This window comes from Sodalis sp. RH21 (assembly GCF_047324175.1).
Taxonomy (GTDB): Bacteria; Pseudomonadota; Gammaproteobacteria; order Enterobacterales; family Enterobacteriaceae; genus Acerihabitans.
This window is the reverse complement of sequence record NZ_CP178732.1, coordinates 3,346,145-3,366,384: the sequence shown is the minus strand read 5'-3', so window position 1 is coordinate 3,366,384 and position 20,240 is coordinate 3,346,145. Positions and strand designations below refer to the sequence as shown.

Annotated in this window: 18 protein-coding genes; 13 read left to right on the top strand and 5 right to left on the bottom strand. The window is 54.1% G+C overall.

The features are described from left to right. Nucleotides 1-130 precede the first annotated feature (130 nt). From ACL2XP_RS15400 to ACL2XP_RS15345, 12 genes are all read left to right on the top strand, one after another. On the top strand, nucleotides 131-1,621 hold the full coding sequence (locus tag ACL2XP_RS15400; RefSeq protein WP_413733655.1) for an aldehyde dehydrogenase: 1,491 nt from the start codon (nucleotides 131-133) through the stop codon (nucleotides 1,619-1,621). Between the two features lie 16 nt (nucleotides 1,622-1,637). Continuing rightward, nucleotides 1,638-3,323 (top strand): thiamine pyrophosphate-binding protein, encoded by a 1,686-nt coding sequence (locus tag ACL2XP_RS15395; RefSeq protein ID WP_413733653.1) that lies wholly within the window; start codon nucleotides 1,638-1,640, stop codon nucleotides 3,321-3,323. A gap of 145 nt (nucleotides 3,324-3,468) precedes the next feature. Further along, nucleotides 3,469-4,569 (top strand): ABC transporter substrate-binding protein, encoded by a 1,101-nt coding sequence (locus tag ACL2XP_RS15390; RefSeq protein WP_413733651.1) that lies wholly within the window; start codon nucleotides 3,469-3,471, stop codon nucleotides 4,567-4,569. 95 nt (nucleotides 4,570-4,664) lie between these two features. Then, on the top strand, nucleotides 4,665-5,753 hold the full coding sequence (locus tag ACL2XP_RS15385; RefSeq protein ID WP_413733649.1) for an ABC transporter ATP-binding protein: 1,089 nt from the start codon (nucleotides 4,665-4,667) through the stop codon (nucleotides 5,751-5,753). After that, on the top strand, nucleotides 5,754-6,614 hold the full coding sequence (locus tag ACL2XP_RS15380; RefSeq protein ID WP_413733648.1) for an ABC transporter permease: 861 nt from the start codon (nucleotides 5,754-5,756) through the stop codon (nucleotides 6,612-6,614). Further along, entirely contained in the window at nucleotides 6,611-7,405 is a 795-nt protein-coding gene (locus ACL2XP_RS15375; protein WP_413733646.1) for an ABC transporter permease, read from the top strand. The genes ACL2XP_RS15380 and ACL2XP_RS15375 overlap by 4 nt, the downstream gene beginning before the upstream one ends. Before the next feature lie 342 nt (nucleotides 7,406-7,747). Further along, entirely contained in the window at nucleotides 7,748-8,794 is a 1,047-nt protein-coding gene (locus ACL2XP_RS15370) for a TRAP transporter substrate-binding protein (protein WP_413733645.1), read from the top strand. Between the two features lie 63 nt (nucleotides 8,795-8,857). Continuing rightward, entirely contained in the window at nucleotides 8,858-10,732 is a 1,875-nt protein-coding gene (locus tag ACL2XP_RS15365; protein ID WP_413733643.1) for a TRAP transporter large permease subunit, read from the top strand. 37 nt (nucleotides 10,733-10,769) lie between these two features. Beyond that, on the top strand, nucleotides 10,770-11,819 hold the full coding sequence (locus ACL2XP_RS15360; protein ID WP_413733641.1) for a LacI family DNA-binding transcriptional regulator: 1,050 nt from the start codon (nucleotides 10,770-10,772) through the stop codon (nucleotides 11,817-11,819). Nucleotides 11,820-11,998: 179 nt separating this feature from the next. Next, complete coding sequence (locus ACL2XP_RS15355) at nucleotides 11,999-12,763, top strand: SDR family NAD(P)-dependent oxidoreductase (RefSeq protein WP_413733639.1); 765 nt, start codon at nucleotides 11,999-12,001, stop codon at nucleotides 12,761-12,763. A gap of 70 nt (nucleotides 12,764-12,833) precedes the next feature. After that, nucleotides 12,834-13,250 carry an RbsD/FucU domain-containing protein gene (locus tag ACL2XP_RS15350; protein ID WP_413733638.1) on the top strand — a complete coding sequence of 139 codons (417 nt, stop codon included), beginning with the start codon at nucleotides 12,834-12,836 and terminating at the stop codon, nucleotides 13,248-13,250. A 312-nt stretch (nucleotides 13,251-13,562) separates the two neighbouring features. Further along, nucleotides 13,563-14,774 (top strand): MFS transporter, encoded by a 1,212-nt coding sequence (locus ACL2XP_RS15345; protein WP_413733636.1) that lies wholly within the window; start codon nucleotides 13,563-13,565, stop codon nucleotides 14,772-14,774. A gap of 56 nt (nucleotides 14,775-14,830) precedes the next feature. Here the strand turns inward: ACL2XP_RS15345 and ACL2XP_RS15340 are convergent, their stop codons facing one another. From ACL2XP_RS15340 to ACL2XP_RS15320, 5 genes are read right to left on the bottom strand one after another with little or no spacing between them, the layout of a single operon-like run. After that, nucleotides 14,831-15,295, bottom strand: coding sequence for a PTS sugar transporter subunit IIA (locus tag ACL2XP_RS15340; protein ID WP_413733635.1), 465 nt, complete (start codon nucleotides 15,293-15,295; stop codon nucleotides 14,831-14,833). A gap of 44 nt (nucleotides 15,296-15,339) precedes the next feature. Next, nucleotides 15,340-16,263: a transketolase family protein gene (locus ACL2XP_RS15335; protein ID WP_413733633.1), complete on the bottom strand. Its 924-nt coding sequence runs from the start codon at nucleotides 16,261-16,263 to the stop codon at nucleotides 15,340-15,342. Beyond that, a complete protein-coding gene (locus ACL2XP_RS15330; protein ID WP_413733632.1) occupies nucleotides 16,260-17,057 on the bottom strand; it encodes a transketolase in 798 nt (265 codons plus the stop codon). The genes ACL2XP_RS15335 and ACL2XP_RS15330 overlap by 4 nt, the downstream gene beginning before the upstream one ends. A gap of 18 nt (nucleotides 17,058-17,075) precedes the next feature. Continuing rightward, nucleotides 17,076-18,341, bottom strand: coding sequence for a PTS ascorbate transporter subunit IIC (locus ACL2XP_RS15325; RefSeq protein WP_413733630.1), 1,266 nt, complete (start codon nucleotides 18,339-18,341; stop codon nucleotides 17,076-17,078). Nucleotides 18,342-18,368: 27 nt separating this feature from the next. Next, nucleotides 18,369-18,653 (bottom strand): PTS sugar transporter subunit IIB, encoded by a 285-nt coding sequence (locus ACL2XP_RS15320; protein ID WP_413733629.1) that lies wholly within the window; start codon nucleotides 18,651-18,653, stop codon nucleotides 18,369-18,371. Between the two features lie 113 nt (nucleotides 18,654-18,766). On the opposite strand from ACL2XP_RS15320, the gene ACL2XP_RS15315 reads away from it, so the two are divergent. Continuing rightward, nucleotides 18,767-19,615, top strand: coding sequence for a MurR/RpiR family transcriptional regulator (locus ACL2XP_RS15315; RefSeq protein WP_413733628.1), 849 nt, complete (start codon nucleotides 18,767-18,769; stop codon nucleotides 19,613-19,615). Nucleotides 19,616-20,240 lie beyond the last annotated feature (625 nt).

Here is a 20,240-nt window from a genome sequence, read left to right as displayed (position 1 = left end):
CGGTTTATCTATACTTTTTTCCTATAGTTATATCATTGACTGTCAATAGTGATATCAATTATATCTGTCTGCAACATAGTCACCCTGCAAACCGCAAAGCCGGATGCAAATCTCTACATCGGGAGAAAGTATGTCTGCAACAGAACTGCCAAAATTGGCCATGTATATCGGCGGAGAATGGTTAGCCCCTTCGTCAGGCCAATATTTTGAAACGGTGGACCCCTATACGGCCAAGCCTTGGGCACTTATTCCCCGAGGGAATAAGGACGATGCCGATCGGGCTATCAAGGCCGCGCACCACGCCTTTCATGAAGGTCCCTGGGGACGGATGCATCCCACGCAGCGGGGACGGGTGCTTTACCGGTTCGCGGATCTGATCGAAGTCCATGCGGATGCGCTCGCCGAGCTGGAAGTCCGGGATAACGGACGTCTGCTTGAGGAGATGCGCCACCAAATCCGCTACATTCCTCATTGGTATCGTTATTACGCTGGCCTGGCGGATAAAATCGAAGGCGCCGTCCATCCTTGCGACAAACCCGCGTTGAGTTTTTCGCGCCATGAACCGTTGGGCGTCTGCGTTGGTATTGTTCCCTGGAATGCGCCGTTATTGCTGTTTTCCCTGAAAGCCGCGCCCGCTCTGGCCGCCGGCAATACCCTAGTGATGAAACCGGCCGAACATACGTCCGCCACCGCGCTAAAGCTAATGGAGCTGGTGGAGCAGGCCGGGTTCCCGCCCGGCGTCATTAACGTGGTGACCGGGTTCGGTAGCGAAGCGGGCGAGCCGCTGGTGGCGCACCCATTAACCCGCCATGTCGGCTTTACGGGCTCGACCCGCACGGGGTCCCATCTCTATTCCCTGGCCGCTCGCGATATCAAACGCGTCAGCCTGGAACTGGGCGGAAAATCGCCGAATATCATATTTGCTGATGCTGATTTGGATAATGCGGTGCGCGGCGTGGTCGGCGGCATCTTTGGCGCTACCGGCCAAACCTGTATCGCCGGTTCCCGTTTGCTGGTGCATCGCAGCATTCAGGAGCGGTTTCTGGAAAAACTGACGGCTTTTACGCGTCAGGCGCGCATCGGCGATCCCCGCAATCCCGCTACCTGTATCGGACCCATCGCCAATCAGATGCAATACGATCGCATCCTGCAATATATCGATATCGCCCGCCAGGAAGGCGCCGAACTGCTGATGGGCGGTAAACGCCCGGCATTGGAAGAGTGTCAGGAAGGCTTCTTTCTTGAACCCACTATTTATACCGGCGTGAATAATGATATGCGAATCGCCCGCGAAGAGATTTTCGGCCCGGTGCTGTCGACCATTGCCTTTGATGAACCCGAAGAGGCGCTCGCTATCGCCAATGACAGCGAGTTTGGCCTGGCGGCGGGCATCTGGACATCGGATATACGCCTGGCGCTGAGGATGTCGGAAAAACTTGAGGCCGGCAGCGTGTGGATTAATACCTATCGCGATATTTCCTATACCACGCCGTTTGGCGGTTATAAGAAAAGCGGACTCGGCCGCGAAAACGGCGTGGCGGGTATTTATGAATATTTGCAGACCAAGGCGGTGTGGATCTCTACCGCCGATGAAATCGAAAATCCCTTTGTGATTGGTTAGGCTTGCGGAGCGCGTTATGGATCTCAGAAAAGGCAGCGAAATTCTTGCCGACGAATTAAATATCAATCATGCGGATATGGTCTGGCATGTGCCCGGAGAAAGTTTTTTGTCGGCACTGGATGCGCTGGCGATGCGCCATCCGGAGATCCAAAGTATCTGTTGCCGCCACGAAAACGGCGCCGCGCAAATGGCCGAAGCCTACGGCAAACTCACCGGGCGGCCGGGGATCGTGTTTGTTACGCGCAGCCCCGGCGCCACCAATGCGGTTAACGGCATCCACACCGCCTTCCAGGATGCTTCTCCCGTGATACTTATTATCGGCCAGGTGAAACGCAGTATCCTGGAGCGCGAAGCCTTTATGTCTTACGACTTCCGCACCCTGTTTCGTCCCATGACCAAATGGGTCGGGCAGATTGATAGCGCGGCGCGTATCCCCGAATTTATCCAGCGCGCTTATCAAACGGCGATGTCCGGCCGCAAAGGCCCCGTGGTGCTGGTTATCCCGGAAGATGTGCTTGAGGAGACGTGCCGGGTCGAAGCGGGACTTCCCGCCTTGCCCTCCCGCGCCGGCGCCGTGGCCCAATCGGATATCGATAACATCTTCGCCATGCTGAGCGCGGCTGAAAATCCGTTGCTGATTGTCGGGGGCGGCGGATGGGATGTTACGGCGCGTAATGACATTCAGCGGTTCGCCGAGCAAAATTCTATTCCGGTGGTCACGGCGTTTCGCCGCCGGGATATTATCGACCATCGTCTACCCTGCTATGCCGGAGAAATCGGCATTGGTTCCAATCCGGCGCTGTTAAAACACATTCGGGATACCGATTTTATTCTGGTTTGCAATGATGCCTTGAGCGATGTGAATACCATTGGCGCGGGTTATATGGAAGGCTTTACCCTTTTTTCCATCCCGTGCCCAACACAGAAAATCGTCCATGTCATGCCGGATCATGGCGACTTGAACCGCGTATTCCGCACCGAGCTGGCGCTGGTGGCCGAGGTGGGTGATTTTGCGCAAGCGCTGGCACAGCGGCGGCCGATCGATAAACCGCAGCACCGTGCATGGATGCAAACGCTGCGCGCCGCCTATCTGCGGGAAGTGGCTCACCAGCCTTGTCCGGGCAAGATCGATTTGCCCGCCATAATGGGCCGGCTCAGGGAAAAGTTACCGGAGGACGCCATCGTCACCAACGGCGTCGGCGCCTACGCGACCTGGAGCCAGCGCTATTTCCCCCATTATGCCCTGTCCACCCAATTGGGTCCGATCAGCGGCACCATGGGATATTCCCTTCCCGCCGCCATCGCCGCCAAGCTGCTGTTCCCGCAGCGGACGGTGGTCTGCCTGGTGGGGGACGGCTGTTTTCAAATGAGCAGCGAAGAGCTGGCTACCGCCGTCCAATACGGCGCCGCCATTATTATCGTCATCTTCAATAACAACCTGTATGGCACCATTCGTATCCATGAAGTTAATCGCCTTTCCGGACGGGCGCACGGCACCGATCTGGTGAATCCGGACTTCTGCGCATTAGCCCGGGCGTACGGCGCCCATGCCGAAAAAGTCGCCGCTACCGGCGAATTCATGCCGGCTTTCGAGCGGTGTTTACAAGCGGGTAAACCGGCCCTGATTGAGTTGGAAATCGAGCAGGAAACCATCCATGCGCGCTATTCATTAAGCGAGCTGCGGGCCAGAAATAAAAAGTAAGCCTTATTGGGAATGTTATATCCGACATAGTTCAAGTTGCAGATGCGTTGGCTTTCCGTGCTCACCCCAGTCACTTACTTGAGTAAGCTTCTGGGGATTATCTGTGTCGAGCCTTCCGCATCCCGAATTATTCTGGATATAAGCGTTGAAGCCTTTTGTCACAAAAAGGGATAGGAGTCATTGTTTTGTTTTCTGTCAAATAAATCTATCACAGGAGAGTAAAATGAATTCCAAAGTTGCATCGCTGGCCGCCGTGGTTTGTTTATCCGCTATAACGTCATTCGCCGTATCCGCGTGCGATCTGCGCGTCACCACGTGGGGGGGAAGTTATCAGGCAACCTATGAGTCGGTGGCCAAAAAATTTGAAGATCAATATCACTGCAATATTCAATGGGTGGTGGGGTCCAGCCCGGATCATTTGATAAAAGCGCGTCTCGGCCAAGTGGATGTGGTGACCAATACGCTGCTGAACTCTATTGCCGGCGAGAATGAGGGGCTGTGGACCAAGCTGGATAAATCGACCATTCCCAATATGGCTAATCTTTACAGTAACGCGGTCTACTCGCCTTATACCATTTATGCCAATGTCGGCGATTATGTTCTGGCTTACAACAAAGATAAAATCCCGCAAGCGCCGCAAAGCTGGAATGCCCTGTGGGATAACAAATATAAAGACCATGTCGTGATTTATGGTTTTGATCATATTCCCACCTTAAGCCTGACGGTGATGCAAGCAGAACAAAATGGCGGCAGCATCGATAATATCGATCCCGGCTTGAAAAAGATGGCCGAACTTGAAAAGAGCGGCAATCTGATTGGCGCGCTGGATGTTGAAAGCCAGATGGTGTCTTTGTTCCAGACGGGGGATGCGTGGCTGGGAATGATGGCGACGGGACGTATGAAAGAGCTCTATGAAAAAGGCGTGACAAACATTGCGTTTACGCGTCCCAAAGAAGGAACTTTCCCATTAATTACTACCATTAATATTACTAAATATGCCAAAGATCAGAAAATGGCCCAAGAATTTGTGAATTATATTTTAAGCCCGGAAGTGCAACTGGCCTTTGCCACGCGCAACCTCTATGCCCCGACGGTGAAAAATGTCACTATTCCTACCGATTTCAAATATGCGAATCTGCTGGTTAAAGATGAGGCATTTAATCGCTTATATTTACCCGATCAGCAAAAAATCACCGATCATAAAGCGCAATGGCAGCAGAATATTAATGAGCTTTCATCGCAATAATACGATTTGATAAGTAAATATATTTGTTCAGCTAACTAAATGTGAGTCTAGACGTCTCAGGCCCAGAATATTTCTTAATATTAAATGTGAACGGTATGAATGATAATGTGATTCAGGTCAATAGTATTGTTAAACGTTATGGAAATGCCATTGCGGTTAATGGTGTCTCATTTAATGTTAAACAAGGCGAGTTTGTATCGCTCCTTGGTCCGAGCGGCTGCGGCAAAACCACGACATTGCGTATGATTGCCGGTTTTGTCGAGGCTTCCGGCGGCACGATTAAAGTTCATGGCCGCGATGTGACGCATCTACCGCCGGAAAAACGTAATGTGGGTTTTGTTTTTCAAAATTATGCGTTATGGCCTCACATGACGGTGGCTGAAAATGTGGCGTTTGGTTTAAGGCTGCGCAAAAAAAACCAGGCTTTTATTCGGCAAAAAATTGAGGACTCACTGGGGGTGGTCGGTCTGGCGGGCTATGAGTCGCGCCTGCCCAGGCAGCTTTCCGGCGGCCAACAACAGCGCGTGGCGCTGGCCCGCGCGTTGGCGCTGGAGCCTGAGCTGCTGTTAATGGACGAACCGCTAAGCAACCTCGATCGCGCGCTACGCGTTTCCATGCGCCGCGAACTCAAAGAATTGCAAAGTAAAATGAAAATGACCACCCTGTACGTGACTCACGATCAGGAAGAGGCGCTGTCCATGTCGAACCGGGTGGTGATAATGAATAAGGGAAACATTGAACAAATCGCGGCTCCCCATGAGCTTTATGAATCGCCGGGCAGCGCATTCGTGGCCGACTTTGTCGGCATCACCAATTTCCTTGAAGGACATATCGTTGAACACGGGGCAGGGTATTCAACGCTTTGTTTGCAGCCCGGGCTGACGATACGCACAACCAAACCGGTATCCATACAGGCCGGGCGGCGCATTATGGGCCTGCTGCGGCCGGAAAAGCTGAAAGTGATTACCGGTGCGCCGCCCGCGGCAGAAAATATACTCCAGGGCAGGATTGTCTTATCTGAATATTATGGCGCGGTGGTGCGCTACAGTATTTTGACCGGGGAAAATAAAATCTTCAGGGCGGAAGTGCATAACATTGATAAAGTCTATGAAAACGGTACGCCGGTATGGATGCGGATCGAACCCGATTTCCTGCGGGTCATTCCATTCGAAGGGGGGCATTGAATGTTTGGCAAAATATTCCCCCAAATTTCACCAGTGCTGGCGATAATACTCGTATTTTCCATTATGCCATTAATATGGATCATCCGGACCAGTCTGAATGGCGCAGCGGGCGGGGCCGTCGATGTCTATACGCCGGATATCGCCAATTACATGAAATTCCTCGGCAGTAAATGGTATCTCGTCAATACGCTGTGGTTTTCATTAAAAATTGCTTTTTTGGCCACTATTATTTCTGTTATCTGCGGTTATCCCGTTTCGCTTTATATCGCCAAATGTCAGGGGTTACAGCGCAATATCATGCTTTCTTTGACTATCGCGCCGCTGCTTATCGGCCTGGTGACGTTGGTTTATGGGTGGATAGTCATTTTCCGCGGCGGCGGCTTGCTCAACTCATTAATGATATCGCTGCATATATACGATGAGCCTGTCCGCTATATGTGGGATATCAAGGGCGTGGTAATCCTGTTAATTTATATCGGCATCCCCTATATGGTGCTGTCCCTGGTGGATTCCATTGAAAAAATCAACCCTTTTTTGGCGGAAGCGGCACGCAATGTCGGCGCCGGCCCGTGGAAAGCATTTTGGAAAATCACTTTTCCGCTGACCATGCCCGGCTTATATGCCGGAATAGTGATTGTATTTGCGCTGAATTTTTCCGCTTTTTCGGTACCCATGATGATAGGCAACAGCAATACGCAAATGCTCGGCCTGGTAATTTATCGCGAGGCCTTGCTGAATAATAATTTACCCTTTAGTTCCGCCTTGTCCATTATCATGAGCGTGGTTAATGCCGTGGTCATCATAGGGTTAACCTTGATTTTTGGTCGGCTGATTTTAAGAAAGCTGGAGAATGTACAATGAAGCCTATCGATCTTGGACAGTGCGGGCTGCGTATTTTCACCATTATCGTGATGTTTTTTTTGGTATTTCCCATTTTAATTACGCTGATCGTTTCCATTAATCCCAGGGAATTCATTCTGCCGCCGTCGGGGGTAACGCTGCGCTGGTTCTATGCCGCCTGGACATCCGACAGCTTTTTACACGCCATGGGCGTGAGTCTGTGCCTGGCCGTCGTTTCGGCGCTGCTGGCGAATATCTTGGTGCTGCCTGCCGCCATGGCGCTCACCCGCTATAATTTCCGCGGCAAAAAATGCGTTAACCTGCTGATTATGTCGCCGCTGCTAATCCCCACTACGATTTTCAGTTTGGCGCTGTATATATTTTTTGTCAAAATTGGCCTCGGCGCCGGTCTGGTAGCGCTCCTGATTGGCCATATCCTGCATTTAGTACCCTATGCGCTGCGGGTATTAACCGCAAGCCTGCATCAGTTCGATGCTTCCTGCGAGGAGGCGGCGCGCAATGTGGGCGCGGGCCGTTTCAGGACGCTTATCAAGATCACGCTGCCGGCGATTCGCACAGGAATAATATCAAGCATGGTCTTGTGCTTTATTTTATCTTGGAATGAATTTCCAATTTCGATCTTCTTATCGCCGCCGGGCTGGACGCCGTTGCCGGTCGAGCTTTATTCCTATATTAAATTCCAGTACGACGCCGTCGCTGCTGCGCTGGCAAGCTCGCTGATTCTTATTTCTATTGCGGCAATGATTATTTTGGATCGGATGGCGGGACTGGGCCGCGTTTTCCGCCATTGATAGCCTTATGCCGTTCGGGCATGCCGGGCCGGACTACGCTATCGCGCCGGATCGCGTTGGCCTCGGTATTCCCGGCGTTTAGTAAACTGTGACTAAACACCGACTGAACTTTGTATCATTTTTTCGTTACATCCGCGCATTTTTGGCTTGCTTCACAAAATTAATACTTCCCTGGCCATTTCGCCAAGCAACGGTTGATCGGGTAAAAATTCCTCTATATCGTCCACTGTGACGTTTTAGTGTAACGTTACAGAAAAAAAGATGACCAACCTTTTGCTCCCGCCAGCCCCCTTTTTTACTCGTCGGGAACGATAATTTTGCATGCCCACGCTGAAGGATCTGATGATGAAAACTCAACGGCACCCTATTTTACACCAAGCACTCGTCTACACATTTTTAAGCTCGGTTTTGCTGGCCGCGGGCAGCGCGGTTACGCTGGCTCAGGCCGCCGTCAATCTGCGCGTCTACTCGTCGCTGACGGCGGACGAAAACTCCGCCCACTACATTTGGTTTAAGCGTTTTCAATCCAATATCGAAAACAACGCGCATCTGAAAGACCAGATTAAACTCAACTATTTTCCGAACGGCATGCTGGGCAAAGAGGCCGATGCCACCCAACAGGTACGCATCGGCGCCATCAATATGATGATCTCCGGGACCTCCATCTGGGCGACCCTGGTGCCGGAAATCAGCGTATTGGATCTGGGGTATTTGTTTAAGAACTTCGACCAGGTAGGCAAAGCGCTGGACGGTCCGGCGGGCAAAACGCTGTCCGATCTGATGCTGAAAAAAGCCAACGTCGTGGTGCTTAGCTATGCATACAACCTGGGCGCCAGAAATATCTACACCAAAAAGCCGATCGAGAAACCCGAGGATCTGAAAAACCTCAAAATACGCGTGCTGCCGGTCCCCAATTTTATCGCCACCATCAACCATATGGGGGCGGTGGCCATCCCGATGCCGGGCGGGGAAGTCTATTCCAGTCTGCAAATGGGGGTGATCGACGGCCTGGAACACGATTCCGCTACCGTGCTGGCCAACAAATTTTATGAAATCGCCAAAAACGCCACGCTGACGCAGCACATCTATAACCCTATTATGATTGCCATGAATAACAACAGCTTCCAGCAAATCCCGGAACCGCTGCGCCCCGAGCTGCTGGCGGCGGCGAAAGAAGCCACGCAGTATGAACGCCAGCAATCCGGTTTAATCGAGCAGAAGGCGGTGGAAAAACTGAAAGAGCAAGGCATGGTTTTCCGCGAAATCGACCGGAATTATTTGCGCGGCGAAGTCAAACCGGTTTGGGACGACTTCTTGGCTAAATACCCGCAAATGAAGCCCGTCGTCGACGATATCAACGCTGCCGACCCGTCTGCCAGCGCGCAGTAATGCTCCAGTGGCCCGGGCTTTACGCCGGGCCATCTTCTGACCGGAACCATTGAGAGGTTCAAAATGGTAGACACAACTATGGCGACAAAAGAGCTTGCGGGACCGCTGGTTTATCTCAGTCGGCTCAGTAAATTCCTGACAACGATAACCTCCTGGGCGGGCGCCCTGGTTTTGCTGATTAACGTGCTGGTGGTGTTTCTCTCGGTAATCTGGCGTTATGCGCTGCATTCCCCCATCGAGTGGGCGGAAGAAGTGGCGCGCGCCATGATGATTGCGCTGGTGTTCTTCGGGGTCGCCACATCTACCGGACGCGGCGGGCATATCGGGGTCGACCTGTTTTTGCGGTTTATTCCTGAAAAAATACGTCCTTATATCGTCCACGCCAGCCGCTGGGTCTTGTTCCTGGTCGCCGTCGGACTGGTGGTTTCCAGCTACGATCTGGGCCAGGCGTCACGGATGCAAACCACGGAAACCGGCCTGCCGCAAATCATCTACGTGATCCCGGTGCTGATCGGCTCGGTGGTCATGATGGTGGCGGCGCTCGAACACGCGCTGCGCGAGCGCGCCAAAGTGGTGCTGATTAGCGGCGCGGGTATTGTGGCATTGGCCCTGCTGGGCTACCTGAAACTTTCCCTGATGCCCGACCCTTCGACCGCCGCGGCGGGATTGATGCTGATCTGTTTCCTGCTGGGCATCCTGGCGGGCGTGCCGATCGCCTTTACGCTGGGCATGTCGGCGATGGTGTTTTTTATCTGCGATCCGTCGCTGCCTTTCGTGTTCTTTTCCCAGCAGGTTATCGCCGGCGTGGACCATTTCGTACTGCTGGCGATTCCTTTTTTTCTGCTGGCCGGCGCCGCCATGGAAATCAACGGTATGTCGACCCGGCTGGTTGAACTGGTGGTGCGCGGCATGGGGCGCTTTCGCGGCGGATTGAACATGACCACCGTGCTGTCGATGGCGTTTTTCTCCGGGATTTCCGGCTCCAAACTGGCGGATGTCGCCGCCGTGGGCGGGGTGTTAATGCCGGCCGTGCGCCGCGCGAAGCAAAATAGCGAAGAAGCCGCCGGGGTGTTTGCCGCTTCCGCGGTGGTTGCCGAAACCATTCCCCCCTGCGTCAACTTAATCGTCCTCGGGTTCGTGGCGAATCTCTCCATCGGCGCGCTGTTTATCGCCGGGCTGATTCCGGCCGCCTGCCTGCTGGTACTGTTGCTGATTGCGGCTAACCGCTTCGGCGGCAAAATCAACATTAGCGATGCCTATCCGCAGATGCGCCCGCGCCTGCAATTGTGGCTCGGCGCCATCGTCGGCCTGGCGATGATTTTTATGATTGGCCGCGGCGTGATGATGGGCATCGCCACATCGACCGAAATCTCCGCCTTTGCCGTGATATACGCCATTGTCGTCGGCCGGCTGGCCTTTGGCGAACTGACCTTGCGGGCAACGGTAAAAATGTTTATCGATACCGCCGCCATGTCGGGGGTCCTGCTGTTTATCGTGGCCTGCGCGACCAGCCTGTCCTATGTGCTGACCATCCAGATGATCCCGCAGAGAATCGCGGAATTTCTGGTCGGCATCGGCATGGAGCAGGGCGCCTGGGTATTCCTGATGCTGACGATTGTCCTGCTGATCATATTCGGCGCCGTGCTGGAAGGCGCGCCGGCGCTGATCATTTTCGCCCCCATCCTGGTGCCTATCGCCGTGCAATTGGGGTTTAACCCGCTGCACTTTGGTATCGTGATGATCCTCGCCATGGGGTTTGGCCTGTTCTCTCCGCCCATCGGGTTAGGGTTATACACCACCTGCGCAATTTGCGGGGTGGAAATGAAAAATGTTATCCGACCCATGATTAAATATCTGGTTGTCTCGCTGTTCGGGATTATCGTGGTCGCCCTGGTGCCGACGCTCAGCACCTGGCTGCCCCGTCTGGCCGGTTATTGATATTGTTTCGCCAGGCTGCAAAGTGAAGAGGGAATGTATGGCAAATATTCGGGATGTCGCGCGCCACGCCGGGGTTTCAGTGAGTAGCGTTTCCAATGTGCTCAACGGCCGCACCGATCAGATGCGTTTGGAAACATTGGAGCGCATCAGGCAGACCATGCAGGAGTTAAACTATCATCCCAACCGGGTGGCGCAGCAGCTCAAGACCGGGCAGGCCAGGATGATTGGTTTATTGGTGCCGTCCATCGTCAACCCCAGCTTTGCGGTTTTGACGCGCGAAGTCGACCGCGCCGCCAAAGCGCGCCAGTATCGGGTGCTGTTAGGGAATACTTATCGCGAGGAAGGCGAAGAACAGGCCTTCCTGGAAGATATGTTCGCGCACGGCGTGCAGGGGGTGATTGTGGCGGCCAGCGCCATGGAGCGCCCGCACTTCGCCAATGCCGCCAGGCTCGGGCTGGTGATGGTGAACTACGATAGCCGTATGCCAAGCAATGCGCGGCTCGGGAACTTGCCCTTCGACAGCGTGTCGATGGATAACGTCGCGGCCGGCGGGATGGCGGCGGAACATCTGATTGCGCGGGGGTGTCGGCAACTGGCGTTTGTCACCGAAGCCTTTCTGACCATCAGTCGCGCGCATAAAATCGAAGGTTTTTTTGCCGCGGTCAGGAGCCACGGACTGATGGATCGCGCCCAGGTCATCGAAGGTAAGGCCCTCGTGGCCTATGGCGATACCGAAATGACCGAGCTGGGGCGCTCCCTGGCGGCCAAAGTGCTGCAACAGACCCCGCGCCCGGATGGCATTGTGGCGATCAACGATGCGTTGGGTATCGGACTGATGGCCGGACTGCGGGACGTGGGCGTCCGTATTCCGCAGGATATTTCCGTCGTCGGCATCGATAATATCCCGCTCGCTGATTTGGTCCACCCCGCGCTGACATCCGTGATGCCGCCATTAACGGAAATGGTCGCCATGATGGTGGAAAGACTATTGGCCAGAATTGAAAATCCGTCGATTACGCCGGGAGAGTTTTTATTTCCTCCCCAGTTGATTTGTCGTCAATCGGTCATTGGCAGTACTGAATCTTAATTTTTTCTGAACAAGCCCCGGGCACGCAATAATAGCGCCGGCCCGGGGAAATTTAATTAGCCATCTATGGCAAGGCTCCCTATTGCCCGGCGCAGGAGAAAACGCTGGGGGCAATAACGGATTCACCAGCAAGCGACATGTCATTCGCACACGTTTACACTGAAAAGCAGGAGATCAATATGGGCAGTTTGTCAGGAAAAAAAGTTTTTATTACCGGTGCGGAGCAGGGCATTGGCAAAGCTACGGCCACCGAGCTGATCGAAGCGGGCTGTGATATTTATATCCATTTCTTCAGCAATGAGGAGGGCCCTAAGGCACTCGTCGACCTGGCGACCTCTTTAGGACAAAAAGCCGCTTATGGCTATGCTGATTTAACCGATGAAGACGATACGAAAAAATGCGTATTGGCGGCGGCGGAATTTTTAGGCGGCATCGACATTCTGGTTAATAACGTCGGCGGCATTATCGCCCGGAAATGGCTGGGCGAAATAGATAGCCAATTCTGGCAAACGGTAATTGACGTCAATATGACCACCATGCTGAATGTGACGCAAAGCGCGCTGCCGTATTTAAAACAGGCGCCGGATGGCGCCAGCATCGTCAACCTGGCCTCGCTGGCCGGTCGGTCGGGGGGCCACTCGGGCTCGCTGGCATATTCGACCACCAAAGGCGCCGTCCTTGCCTGGACCCGCTCTCTGGCGGCTGAACTGGGCCAGTATGGCATCAGGGTTAATGCGGTGGCGCCGGGACTGATTCTGGGTACCCGGTTCCATAATCAGCACACCACCAAAGAATCCGCCGACGAAACCATCAGCGCCATCCCGCTGGGCCGGGCCGGCACCGCTGAAGATGTTGCGCGGGTGATCAAATTCCTGGCCGCGGAATATAATGGTTTCGTATCCGGGGCCACGATAGATATTAACGGTGGTATTTACCGCATGTAATATATCGCTCGCAGACGGGCGCGACTCACTATGCCAGGCGGGTACGCCTGGCATTTTTCCAGGAAACATCATGATCAAATCTGAAATATTGCACCCTGAATTATTAAGCTGCCTGGCTAAATGCGGACACAAGACCAATATTGTCATTACCGACAGTAATTATTCCTTTGTCACCAACTCGGCGCGTGATGCCGTCATTATTTATCTTAACCTGGCGCCCGGAATGATACGCAGCACGGTTATCCTGGAGAAAATCGTTAAATACATCAATATAGAGACGGTGACCTTTATGGAGTATCCCGCCGATTTTGATAATACGATTGAAGCGGAGTATAAAGCGATTCTGCCGGCGGATACCGATATCGCTTTCGTCGGCAGAAATGAATTTTATGCCATCGCCAAATCACAGGATACGCTGCTGGTTATCGCCTCGGGAGAGGCGAAACGCTTTGCCAATCTCATCCTAACCGTCGGCGTGGTGTCTTAGGCGCGTGACATTAAGCCGTAGCCGCACTCCCCCTGCCGCGCCAGCGCAACGGGCTATCCGGTCCAGCAACCGGGTAGGGGCCGCAGGCCGGCGTTGTTGCTCACCGGCGTAAAAGCCACCGCCCGCCGCGGGGAACTGCAGCGGGCGGTGCCGCATTCCGGCTCTCTGACCGGATTCGACAATTAATCTATATTTTTGATAGATATTGATTTAATTTAGTTGTTGCTTTGGTTCGGCCCCCATCACGACCCCCCCAAAGAAAACCAGAACGTCCCCATCCTCATCGGCGCCGAATGACCCATTGGAGATAGCATGGCCAATCCTTATCGCGAAATTCTGACCACCCCCGGCGTCATGGGATTGACGATCGCGAGTTCCATCGCCCGCCTGCCGCAGGCAATGATCGGCATCGGCATCATTACCATGTTAGTGCAGCGGGGCGGCCTGTATTGGCTGGCCGGCGCGGTCGCGGGCACGTTTACCTTAGCCAGCGCGCTTATCGGCCCGCACGTATCGAAACTGGTTGACCAGCGCGGTCAGAGCCGGGTGCTGCCCGTTGTGACCGCCTTCAGTATTGCGATGCTGCTGGCGCTGCTGATTGCCGCCTATTTGAGGGCCCCGGCCCCGTTGCTTTTTATCCTGGCCGCGCTGGCCGGCACGATGCCGAACATGTCCGCCATGATAAGGGCGCGCTGGACCGCGCTTTACCGCGGCAAGCCGCAATTGCACGCGGCCTTTTCCTTCGATTCGGTGCTGACCGAACTGGCCTATATTATCGGCCCGCCGCTGGCCATCGGCCTGAGTACGATCGTTTTCGCCGAAGCCGGGCCGCTGGTGGCCGTCCTGCTGCTGGTGATTGGCGTGACGGCCTTTGTGCTGCAACGGCAGACGGAGCCGGAGGTGGCCATGGGCGGCAGGGAGCGCGGACTCTCGACCCTGCGTAACCCCGGCCTTCGTATTATCGTGCTGGCGCTGCTGGCGATGGGCTTGATTGGGGGATCGATCGATGTGGCCGTCGTTGCGTTCGCCCACGCACAGCATTGGCCCACGGCCGCCAGTTTCATCCTCGCCGCCTATGCGCTCGGTTCGATGACCGGCGGCCTGGCGTTCGGCGCATTAAGGATTGCCTTACCGATTGAACGGCAGTTCCTGGTCGGGATACTGGTAACGGCGGTAACCGCCATATTGCCCATGCTTTCGCCGGACGTTTACATCCTGACGGGCATGATCTTCGTGGCCGGCCTGTCCTTTGCGCCGACAATGGTCATCGTCTTGAATCTGGGCACGGTGATTGTGCCGCCGTCCAAGCTTACCGAAGGACTGACGTGGATGACGACGGGTATCAGTATCGGCGTGGCGCTCGGCGGCGCGCTTGGCGGCCAGATCATCGACGCCTGCGGCGCGCGGGCGGGATTCGGCGTACCCATTGCCGCGGGAGTCGTTATGGTGACGGTGGCGCTGGCCGGTCAACGCACACTGCGCGCCACGCCCAGCACCGCCATTAACCGAAATATAAGCGGATAAAAAACGTCCGCACTCTGTTTATGGACTTTATCGCCCAGGTGTTTTCAACCATCCCTTCATTGAAGGCCCATGCCACGCCGGCTGGGTGACGCCAGCATATCGGCCAGCGTGTTTGGTTCCGTGATAGCCAGCAATGCGGCTAAACGCTGGTCTGTTTCCAGCCAGGAAAGCAGACGGCTGATGGCCTCGATATGCTGGCCGCCGTCGGACGCCGCCAGGGCGATCAACAGCGTCACGGCATCGCCGCCGGGAAATACTACCGGTTGGCGCAGCTTGAGCAAAGAGTAATGGACCCCGCGCATTATCACCCCTTCCTCAGGCCGGGCATGGGGCAGGGCAAAACCCGGACTGAGGATAAAATAGGCCCCATGTTTGATGACGCTATCGATGATGGCCTCCGGGTAACGGGTATCGACAATCCCTTGTTCAATTAGCGGCCGGCAGGCCAAATGAATGGCCTGTCGCCAACTGTCCGCTTGTTCAATCAGCGCCCAGCGCGTGCCGAACAGATAAGCGCTCATGGTGGTCTCCTGAGGTTGACGGACACCGGCCGCCAACCGGGGGGTTACCCTATCAACTCCGTGAGTTTTTGGGCGATGGCTTTGCCGCTGATGCCGTATTTTTCCTTTAGCTCCCGGCTGTTGCCCGATTCGGTAAAAGTATCCGTGACGCCAATCCGGGCCAGCGGCAGCGGCAGGCGCAGTTTGATCAGCGTCTCGGATATCAGGCCGCCGAGCCCGGCGGCGATCTGATGATTTTCAACCGTGGCGAGCGCGCCCGTCGACCGGACCAGCTCGGCAAAACGCGTTTCGTTAAAGGGCTTGAGCGTGGCGACATGGATAACTTTGCCGCGCAATCCCTGCCGTCGTAACAGCTGGTAACCGGACAATGCCTGCTCCAGGCAGGTTCCCTCGAATAGGATGGCAAACTCATCGCCGCTTTGTTCAATGACGCCGATATCGGTTATGCGCGGGATAACCGATTTATCGCGCACCGGCATCGGTTCCCTGGCCACGCGGATATAGACCGGGCCGTCAATATTGGCGGCCTGTTCGAATGCCGCCGCCACTTCCTCCGCATCGGCCGGGGTTAGTACCGTAAGATTCGGCAGCACGCGGGTAAGCGCCAGATCCTCAAGGGCGTGATGCGATGCGCCGTCGGGGCCGTCATCCATGCCCGGATGGGAACCGACCAGTTTGACATTGGCTTTGGCATAACACAGCTGGCGAAGCTGCGTCCAGGCGGTGCCGGTGACGAACATGGCGAAATTGACATAAAACGGAATCTGTCCTTCAAGCGCCTGGCCGGTGGCGAAACTCATGGCCGACCCTTCGGCGATGCCCATTTCGAAAAACCGATCGGGGTAGCGCGCCTGGAATTGATCGGTACGCGTGGAACTGGCCAGGTCGCTGTCCACCACCACCACCGGATAATGGTGCTCCGCCAGGGCGATCAATGCCTGGCCAATCATATCGCGGGGTGCTTTCATGCCAGTTCCTCCATTGCCTGATTAAATTGTTCGGTGGTCGGGGTTTTCGAATGCCAGTCGCCATTATTTTCCATATAACTGACGCCGGCGCCTTTAACGGTATGCGCGAGTACCAGAATGGGTTTTCCCCGTAAATGGTGAATAAGTTGGAAAGTATCGAATACCTGATGCATGTCGTTACCGTTGTGAAGTTCCAGCACGTGCCAGCCAAAACACCGGAGTTTTTCCGCCAGCGGCTCCAGATTAATCACCTCGTTTACCGGATCGTGGGACGAGAAACCGTTGTAATCAATTATCGCCACCAGATTATCCATCCGCATATGCGCGGCCTGTTGCAGGGTTTCCCAGACCTGGCCCTCATGCATTTCGCCGTCGCCCAGGATGGCGAAAACCCGCTGCGGCTCGCCGCGTAATCTTTTCGCCGCCGCCATGCCTAAAGCCACGGATAATCCCTGGCCCAGCAGCCCGGTGGTGGCATCCACCTGCGGCAGCGTTTTGATGCTCGGATGTCCTTGCAGGCGGGAATTAATCTGCCGGAAGGTGGAGAATTCCGTTTCATCCACCAAGCCAAACTGATGCAGCAGCGCGTATTGCGCCGCGACGGCATGTCCTTTGCTCATGACGACTTTGCCGCGCTTGGCCTGGGTCAGGTCGACTTCGCAATAATAGAGATAGGTCAATATATCGGCGATGGAGAGCGCGCCGCCGGGATGGCCTATACCGGATTTATAGATCAAGGTGACGATATCCCGGCGAACCTGGCGGGCATGGGCAATTAACGATTGAATATCCACGTTTATTCCTCTAGTCGTTTATGGCAACATTTTGCCGATGTAATAAACCACCAGGCCCACGGCGACGAAATCCGTCTCCGGGAAGCTGGTGCCCGAAAGGCCGACGGATTCCATAATCGGATAAATCAGCGCCGGTCCGACGCCGATCAGGATTCCGGTACAAAAACTGCCGGCGATGGCGCCTTTCCAGCCGCCGGAGGCGTTGCCAAACACCGCCGCCGTGGCACCGATAAAGAAGTAGGGGATCGCCACCGGAATAATCACCGTCTGGCCCAGTAAGGCCAACAGCCCCATCACCGCCAGGCCGCCAACAAACGCCGAAATGAACCCCAGTACCGTTGCGGTGGGCGCATAGGGAAACACCACCGGACAATCGAGGGCGGGCCTGGCGTTAGGAATGAATTTTTCAGAAATACCGAGAAAAGCCGGTACGATTTCGGACAGCAGCAACCGTACGCCGGTGATAATGATATAGAGCGACGCGGTAAAGGTGAGTGCCTGAAATAGCGGGAACACCAGCCAGTGCATGCCGCCGGCCGCCGCGGTCACCGCGGTTTTGCCGGCGGCGAATGCGGCGATGTAATAAAAGATGCTGACTGAAATCGACACCGAGACAATGTAATCTTTGAAAATACTCAGCCAGCCCGGCAAATTGAGTTTTTCCGTCGACTGTTTGGGATCGCCGACTTTGCCGCCGATCCAGCCGGAGAACGCATAAGCCAGCGTTACGTAATGTCCCATGGCGATTTCGTCGGTGCCGGTGATCTTTCGCATCCAGGGCTGCGCGATGGCGGGAAACAGGCAAGCACAAAACCCCAGCAACACCGATCCCACGGCGATGGTCACTTCATCGCTGTAGCCCAGCGCCTTGAGCGTGACGGTGAGCAGCGCCGAAAGGTAGAGATTATGCTGGCCGGTGAGGAAAATGTATTTAAATGGCGTCACGCGGGCAAAAAACATATTCCAGCCGAAACCGAGCACCATGATAAGCGAGACGCAGAGCGCAAATTTGGTTTGCGCCAGGCCGGTCAGCGCTTCCGCCAGCGGCATCACGCCTTTCAGGCCGAACCCCGCGCTGAAAAGCGTCTGAAAATTGCCCAGCGAGGAGACGGCCAGCCCCGCTCCGCCGGCGAATACCAAAAATCCTACGATGGTCTTGAACGTACCTGATAGCACTTTTTCCGGCGGCTTGCGTTGTATCAATAAGCCCGCCATGGCGATAAATCCCACTAAAAGCGGGGTAACTCCGAGAATATCGAATACAATAAACTTGAGAAGGTCCATGATGTCTCCGGTTCCGACAATAATGGGTTAGCTTTTTTGGTGTTCTTCGACGACCTGCGATAGCAATGCTTCCATTTCATCGCTGTTCATCAAATCCGTGATCCCCAATGCGCGAAAGCCCGCGGCTTCGACTTCAGAACTGAGATCCTTCATCGTGATAACGAAATCAATATCGCGGTAGCTGTTGAGGCCGGAAAGCACATCATGTTCAAGTTCTATGTCCCAACCGTGTTTATCTATGACCCGTTGGGCTTTGATTTTCAGCATCATGGAACTGCCCATGCCGGTTCGGCAGACGATAAGACCTTTCATAACTCCTCCAATAATAATTATTTTTATTGCCTGGATAATGAATAATAATTATTATTTAAGTCATGAAGGTTTTATTGTGACCGAGATTGCAAATTCGGCAGATAGGATATGTTATGAGCGATATCAACAGTAATTTATTGATTGAAATAAGAAATAATCTCTCTACCCTGAGTCCTATCCTGGAAAAAGTGGGCAAATTCGTAGCAAAAGATCCTGATTTTGTGATGCGCCACACGATCACCGAGGTGGCGGGGGCGATAGAGACCAGCGAAGGCAGCATTACCCGTTTTTGTCGGGCATTCGGTTTTAAAGGTTTCTCCGAATTGCGCACCACATTGGCGTTGGGGCAGGGCGCGAAACAGCTCGAAAACCCTGGCGAAGATGAATACCGCGCGCTCTATGACAGTATTCGCGATACCAATAAAATTATTGATTGCGATGAACTCAGGGCCGCCGCCGAGGCGGTGCACGCCGCGGTCAATATCGATATTTACGCCATCGGCCTTGGGGCGCCCCTGGCCCTGTTTCTACAGTTGAATCTGATCCGCATGGGTAAACCGGCCAATTTTGTCGAACGGTTTTATCAATCCGTCATGGCGGGATCTCAGCGTGGTCCCAAGGATTTGATTATCGCGATTCATGCCTCGGAAGTGTCGGCGGATATGCTGCATGAGCTGGCGATTGCCCGGCAAAACGGCGTGCGTTTATTATCCATCACCAAAGGCACCTTTCATCCCTTTGTGAAGTTGTCGGACTGGAATCTTCAGGCCGCCGTATCCTGTAGTAGCGTGGGAGAGCGGGGCTTTGCCGAAATCGCGGGGACGCTGATGGTGATCGATCGTTTAACCAGCGAGCTGGAGAAACTTGACGACGGTTATCGCCGGCACCGCCTGGAAAATCAAAAAACCAGCTTCTCCATGGAAACCATCACCAGCAAATTGGTCGACTATTTCATGTCATAACCCGGCCGCTGCGGGATTTTATTTAGCGTATATTTCCTTGCTTGCCCGACCGCGCGATTGAGCCGCGTACCCTGACGCCGCTCAATCGGCGCGCCGGTTCAGCGGCGGGCATTACTGCGCAATGCCGGGTTGCGGACTATAAGGTTCTTTATACATGCAATTTACACGCAATATCCGCGCAATGGCCATGCACCGCTCATATGATACCAGCGCTCAGGCGAGCTCAACCAAAGTTGCAATAACTAAAAATATTTTTATTATTTTTAGCCCGCCAATTATCTCGATAAAAAAGCGTTTTTTATAAATAAGATATAGATCACAATAAACATTATCGCATTAAATCAATAGGTTAATGTTATTTTTAGCGATTTCGCTAAAATGTGCCTAGGATTGTAATCCCTCGCCGTTGACATCAATGCACACGTGTGCATAAATTAAGGCATTCCTGATAGCGAATAACTGTTGTGAAAATAGCTTTAGCACGTTGGTACGCATTGCTCTGCGGTAGATTTCAGTGAAATGTAGTATTGGTGTAAACAACGTGTAATAGGTGAATAATCGACAAGCCTTATTGTTGATGGTTTTACTGCGCTTTCATAAATCATACCGGTATACAATTGGTCAT